Origin of the sequence: Mesorhizobium sp. M7A.F.Ca.CA.004.06.1.1 (assembly GCF_003999135.1) — a bacterium.
GTDB lineage: Bacteria > Pseudomonadota > Alphaproteobacteria > Rhizobiales > Rhizobiaceae > Mesorhizobium.
This window is the reverse complement of sequence record NZ_RZPQ01001417.1, coordinates 1-506: the sequence shown is the minus strand read 5'-3', so window position 1 is coordinate 506 and position 506 is coordinate 1. Positions and strand designations below refer to the sequence as shown.

At 68.2% G+C, this 506-nt stretch carries 1 pseudogene; it reads right to left on the bottom strand.

Annotation, left to right across the window (positions count from 1 at the left end):
• Positions 1-506: pseudogene (locus EN906_RS36695) on the bottom strand (hypothetical protein); the annotation flags it as partial.

Below are 506 nucleotides of genomic sequence, written 5' to 3'. Positions count from 1 at the left end.
CTCCTGCTGGGTCCAGATGCCGGCCGTGGCGAGATTGAAGACGTCGACTTGGAAAGCGCTGCCACCGCCGCCGCCTGCCCCGCCAAGCGCCCCACCGATCGCATATTTACCCAATACGCCCGATGTCGCCGAGCCGCCGACACCACCACCGCCGCCGATCGAGTTGGCGCTGATACCATACGAATCGGCGCCGTCGGTCACGATCAGGCTCCGGTTGGTAACAGAGACCGTGCCGCCATTGCCGGCACCACCCGCGGCGAGGCCGATCGCCGCGCCGATGCCGACGGACGTCTCGCCTTCGCTGCCTCCGCCAACGATCTCCTCGTCGGTCGAAGCCGCGCCGCCGCCGCCGCCGCCGCCGCCGACCGACATCGCCAGGATACCGATGGAATTGAAGCCCTGGGTCCGGATTACCCCGGAATTGTCGACATGCACGCCGGCGCCGATGACGTTGTTGCCGTCATCCAGGCGGAACAACGCCGCATCGTTGCCGGAGCCGCCCGAAC